Below are 5,599 nucleotides of genomic sequence, written 5' to 3'. Positions count from 1 at the left end.
GCCGCCGCCGCGACCGCGGCGGTACGGGCCTTGGTCACGGCGGCTTCCGTGGTGGTCGTGGCGGCGGCGCAGGTGACGGGGTCGGGGACGGCCACCCGCGGCGCGGAGGCCGGGGCGGCGCCGACGGGAGCCAGGGTGAGTACGGTGCCGCCGACCGCGAGAACCACGGTGGTCAGGGACGCGAGAGCGATGCGGTGGATCGTCATACGGACTCCAAAGGCCCGGCCGGCCCGGGACCGGGCCAGCTCACATGGGGAAGAAGATCACCGAAAGTCCCCTATGTCCTCCTGGAGATCGCGTCCGTGTCGGCGAAAACACCTGGGGCAAAGGCGTTTTGACCAGGCGGGGGAGCCGGTCCGCCGCCCGGCCGGGGCCGCCCGCCCTCTTCGCGGCGACCGCAACTCAGGGCCGTATGGCGGTGCCTGTGCGCCCGGAACGTCCGGCGGGCGTCCGGCTACGGGCCCCCGGACCGGATGTCTCCGCTCCGGGGGCCCGCCCGCTGCTACTTCAGGTGCCGGTCCAGGAACCGGCAGCCGTCCTCCAGCTCGAACGGCGGTGTGCCGGTGTGCCGGTGTGCCCGCCCAGATTCGCGTGCAGCGTCTTCTCCTTGCTGCCGAAGGCGTCGAACAGGTCCAGGGCCCGCTGCCGGGGGTTTCCCTCGTCGTCCCACTGCACCAGGAACAGCAGCGGAATGGTGACCCGCCGGGCCTCCTCGCGCAGGGCGCGGGGCACGTACCCCCCGGCGAAGAAGCCCGCCGCGGCGATGCGCGGCTCGGCCACCGCCAGGCGGATGCCGAGGGCGGTCCATCCCCCGGAGTACCCGACCGGGCCGTCGATCCCCGGCAGCGCGAGGAGCGCGTCCAGGGTGGCCCGCCATTCCGGGACCGCGTTGTCGACGAGCGGGCCGATGAAGGACTCGAAGATCTCGTCGACCGGTTCGCCGGCCCGCATCGCCCGCCGGAGCTCGGCGCGGGTCTCCTCGTCGGCGGCGGAACGCGGACGGTCACCGCACCCGGCGGCGTCGATCGTGGCCACCGTGTAGCCGCGCGCCGCCGTGTACCGGGCCCGGGCCACCAGCCGGGGTTCCGCCTTGGGCAGGCCGTTGTTGTGGGCCATCAGGACCAGCGGGGCCGGTGCGGCGGATTCAGGCGTCCACAGGGTGCCGGGGATCTCGCCGAGGGTGAACTCGCGTTCCAGAACGCCGTTGTCGAGGCGCTGCTCGGAAGTGAATCGCATGGTCGTGCCTTTCGGGAGTGCTCATGTACGGCGCTCCCGGACGACCTGTCGCCCGACCGTGACCCCGGAGGGGAGCACCCATGTCGATACAGCGTTCACGGGTACCACCTCCTCGTTCTCTCGCACGGCCACCGGAAAAGTAGCAGCGGTCGCCGCGCCTCGCCAACGGATTCACGCAGGCCCCGCGACCGGCCCCGGGAAGGCACCCGCCCGAAGGCCCAACGCTGTCAACCCCCTTGACGACGCCGACCGGTGCTCGCATTATTCATCACATGATGAATTCTTCGGGAGCCGCCGTCCAGGCCCGCGGCCTCACCGTCCGGCGCGGCGACAGAACCGTCCTGCGCGGGCTCGACTTCGCCGTGCCGCCCGGCCGAATCACCGGCCTTCTCGGCCCTTCCGGCTGCGGCAAATCCACCCTGATGCGCTCCGTCGTCGGCACCCAGGCCCAGGTCACCGGCACACTCGACGTCCTCGGCCACCCGGCGGGCCACGCCACCCTGCGTTCACGCGTCGGCTACGTGACCCAGGCACCCTCCGTCTACACGGACCTCACGGTCCGCCAGAACCTCGACTACTTCGCCGCCGTACTCGACCCAGGACGCGCCCGCCGCGACGCCCGCGAGGAATCCGTCGCCCGCGCCCTCGCCGACGTCGACCTCGGCTCCCACGCCGACGCGCTCGCGGGACGCCTCTCCGGCGGCCAGCTCAACCGCGTCTCCCTCGCCGTCGCCCTGCTCGGCTCACCCGAACTGCTGGTCCTCGACGAACCGACCGTCGGCCTCGACCCCGTCCTGCGCCGCGACCTCTGGGAGCTCTTCCACCGGATCGCCGGCCGGCGCGCCGCCACGATCCTCGTCTCCTCCCACGTCATGGACGAAGCCGAACGCTGCCACCGCCTGCTCCTCATGCGCGACGGCGAGATCCTCGCCGACGACACCCCCGACGCCCTGCGCCGCCGTACGGACTCCGAGAACGTCGAACAAGCCTTCCTCCACCTGGTCGACGAGGCCAACGCACTCCAGGAGAGCGCCCGATGAGCACCACGACCCCCCTCACCGGCACCACCGGCGACAGCGCCGGCGCCGCGAGCGCCCCCGCCCCGGGCTCCCGCCGCGGCGGCATCCTCTCCACCGCCAGGACGCTCGCCACCGCCGCCCGCGTCCTGCGCCAACTCCGCCACGACCCGCGCTCGATCGCGCTGATGATCCTCGTCCCGTGCGTGATGCTCGTCCTGCTCCGGTACGTCTTCGACGGCAGCCCGCGCACCTTCGACTCCATCGGCGCCTCGCTGCTGGGCATCTTCCCGCTCATCACCATGTTCCTGGTGACCTCGATCGCCACCCTGCGCGAACGCACCTCCGGCACCCTGGAACGCCTGCTCGCCCTGCCACTCGGCAAGGGCGACCTGATCGCCGGCTACGCCCTCGCCTTCGGCCTGCTCGCCCTCATCCAGTCCACCCTCGCCACCGGCCTCGCCGTCTGGGCCCTCGGCCTCGACGTCGTCGGCTCCCCCTGGCTCCTGCTGCTCGTCGCGCTCCTCGACGCCCTCCTCGGCACCGCGCTCGGCCTCTTCGTCTCCGCCTTCGCCGCGTCCGAGTTCCAGGCCGTCCAGTTCATGCCCGCGGTGATCTTCCCCCAGCTGCTGCTGTGCGGACTGTTCACCCCGCGCCCCGCCATGCAGCCCGTCCTGGAGGCGATCTCCGACGTCCTGCCCATGTCGTACGCCGTCGACGGCATGAACCAGGTCCTCCGCCACACCGACATGACCGGCGACTTCGTCCGCGACGTCCTGGTCGTCGCGGGCTGCGCCCTCCTCGTCCTCGCCCTCGGCGCGGCGACCCTCCGCCGCCGCACCCCTTGACGGCCGCACCCTGACCGCGGCACGCCCCGACTCTCGTACGCCCCGACTCTCGTACGGCCCGGCCCCAGGCCCACCCGCGACCCGGCGCCCGCTCCTCGGACACCGCCCGCTCCCCGCCGCCCCCGGTGCGAGGATGGTCACGTACGACCGCCCCACCCACCCACCGGCGAGGTGACCCCGTAATGAGCAAGACAGTCGCAGTCCTCGGCACCGGAAAGATCGGCGAGGCTCTGCTCAGCGGCATGATCCGGGCCGGCTGGCGCCCCGCGCACCTCCTGGTGACCACCCGCCGCCCCGAACGGGCCACGGAACTCCACGACCGCTACGGCGTCGAACCCGTCACCAACGCCGAAGCCGCCAAACGCGCCGACACCCTCATCCTCGCCGTCAAACCCCAGGACATGGGCAAGCTCCTGGACGAGCTGGGCCCCCACCTCACCCCCGACCGCCTCGTCATCAGCGCCGCGGCCGGCATCACCACCGCGTTCATCGAGGAACGCCTCGCCACCGGCACCCCCGTCGTCCGCGTCATGCCCAACACGCCCGTCCTCGTGGACGAGGGCATGTCCGTCATCTCCGCCGGCAGCCACGCCCTCGCCGCCCACCTCACCCACACCGAGGAGATCTTCGGCGGAGTCGGCAAGACGCTCCGCGTCCCCGAGTCCCAGCAGGACGCGGCCACCGCCCTCTCCGGCTCGGGCCCGGCCTACTTCTACTTCCTCGTCGAGGCGATGACCGACGCCGGCATCCTCCTCGGCCTGCCCCGCGCCCAGGCCCACGACCTCATCGTCCAGGCCGCCATCGGCGCCGCCGTGATGCTCCGCGACAGCGGCGAGCACCCGGTGAAGCTCCGCGAAGCCGTGACCTCCCCGGCCGGCACCACCATCAGCGCCATCCGCGAACTGGAGAACCACGGCGTACGCGCGGCCCTCATCGCCGCCCTCGAAGCGGCCCGCGACCGCAGCCGCGAACTCGCCTCAGGAAACGGCTGACGGCTGACAGCGGGTGGCGGGCTGTGGGCGCCCCACACAGGGCCGGGCCCGCCACCCTCAGCCCGCCCTTCCCCTCAGCCGGCCGGCAGCAGACCGACCGCCCGACAGGCGGCGTCGACCACCGGACGCGCCATCCCCCTCGCCCGCTCCGCCCCGTCCTTCAACACCGCGTCCACCTGGCCGGGATCCGCCGCCAGGACCGCGTGCCGCTCGCGCAACGGCCGGAGCACCTCGACCACCGCGTCCGCGGTGTCCTTCTTCAGTGCCCCGTACGAGTGGTAGCCGCCGGCCAGTTCGACCGGATTCCCGTCCGTGCACGCGGCGAGGATCTCCAGCAGATTCGCCACACCCGGGGCGGTCTCCCGGTCGTACGCGACCTCGGAGCCGCTGTCGGTCACCGCCCGCATGACCTTCTTCCGCACCACGTCGGGCTCGTCGAGCAGATAGACGATCCCGGCGCCGGAGTCATGGGACTTGCCCATCTTCGACGTCGGGTCCTGGAGATTCATGACCCGCGCGGCCACCGGCGGACGCGTGGCCTTCGGAATCGCGAACGTGTGCCCGTACCGCTGGTTGAACCGCACGGCCAGATCCCGCGTCAGCTCCACGTGCTGCGTCTGGTCCTCACCCACCGGCACCTCGTCGGTCCGGTAGGCCAGGATGTCCGCCGTCATCAGCACCGGATACGACAGGAGCGAGAACCGCACGCTCTCCCCGGACGTCCGCGCCTCGGCGCTCTTCTCCTTGTACTGGATCATGCGCCGCAGCTCGCCGTCCGTGGCCGTGCACTCCAGCAGGTACGACAGCCGGGTGTGCTCGTCCACATGACTCTGTACGAATACGGTGCACAGGCCAGGGTCCAGCCCGGCCGCCAGCAACAGCGTGGCGGCCTGCCGGGTGAGTCTGCGCACGCGGGCCGGATCGTGCTCGACGGTGAGCGCGTGGAGGTCCACCACGCTGAACACCGCGTCCGACCGGTGCTGGTCGACCTCGACCCACCGCCGTACGGCCCCGAGGTAGTTGCCCAGCGTCAGATGGCCCGTGGGCTTGATCCCGCTGAAGATCCGCGTCATCCCGTATCACTCTCCTCATCGGAGCCACCGCCCGTGCGGCCGGCTCCCGAGGGGAGAAACGCGAACGGCCGCCGAAAGCGGCGGCCGTTGGGTACATGCGTGGGGGCGGCCGCCGTCAGGCGGTCCACCACTGAAGGATGCACGCATGCGTTGTCATGGCCCCAAGACTAGCCGCCGACCGTCGATTTGACACGCGGTACACACCTCCGTAATGTGCTGCGAGCTGTCCGACGTGAGCACCGGCTAGGTCCGGTCCCCGGGCAGTCATTCCGCAGGACACACGACAAACGAGCGACAACAGGTCGCCTTGTTTTGCGTGCGCCTTTGCGAAATGAGGAATCCGCGTTCGAAGGGACGCGGCCCCGATTAGCGTCGGGACCAGTGATTCCGCTAAAGTCTCACTCGTCGGAACGGCCGAAGGGCCGGGAAGGCAA

Annotated in this window: 4 protein-coding genes and 2 pseudogenes; 3 read left to right on the top strand and 3 right to left on the bottom strand. The window is 71.6% G+C overall.

The features are described from left to right. Both GT042_RS03380 and GT042_RS03375 read right to left on the bottom strand, forming a co-directional pair. Positions 1-206 (bottom strand): annotated as a pseudogene (locus GT042_RS03380) (hypothetical protein); the annotation flags it as partial. 296 nt (positions 207-502) lie between these two features. After that, positions 503-1,236, bottom strand: a pseudogene (locus GT042_RS03375) (alpha/beta hydrolase). Positions 1,237-1,508: 272 nt separating this feature from the next. On the opposite strand from GT042_RS03375, the gene GT042_RS03370 reads away from it, so the two are divergent. The 3 genes from GT042_RS03370 to proC all read left to right on the top strand — a co-directional run bounded on the left by GT042_RS03370 (position 1,509) and on the right by proC (position 4,092). Next, a complete protein-coding gene (locus GT042_RS03370; protein WP_161307204.1) occupies positions 1,509-2,276 on the top strand; it encodes an ABC transporter ATP-binding protein in 768 nt (255 codons plus the stop codon). Further along, positions 2,273-3,100 (top strand): ABC transporter permease, encoded by an 828-nt coding sequence (locus GT042_RS03365; protein ID WP_202532299.1) that lies wholly within the window; start codon positions 2,273-2,275, stop codon positions 3,098-3,100. The genes GT042_RS03370 and GT042_RS03365 overlap by 4 nt, the downstream gene beginning before the upstream one ends. A gap of 182 nt (positions 3,101-3,282) precedes the next feature. Then, entirely contained in the window at positions 3,283-4,092 is an 810-nt protein-coding gene (gene proC / locus GT042_RS03360; protein WP_161307203.1) for a pyrroline-5-carboxylate reductase, read from the top strand. Between the two features lie 74 nt (positions 4,093-4,166). Here the strand turns inward: proC and trpS are convergent, their stop codons facing one another. Next, on the bottom strand, positions 4,167-5,165 hold the full coding sequence (gene trpS, locus GT042_RS03355; RefSeq protein WP_161307202.1) for a tryptophan--tRNA ligase: 999 nt from the start codon (positions 5,163-5,165) through the stop codon (positions 4,167-4,169). Positions 5,166-5,599: the final 434 nt, after the last annotated feature.

Origin of the sequence: Streptomyces sp. SID3212, from assembly GCF_009865405.1 — a bacterium.
GTDB lineage: Bacteria > Actinomycetota > Actinomycetes > Streptomycetales > Streptomycetaceae > Streptomyces.
Note: the sequence above shows the minus strand (reverse complement) of the source record. Positions and strands in the feature narration are given on the sequence as shown.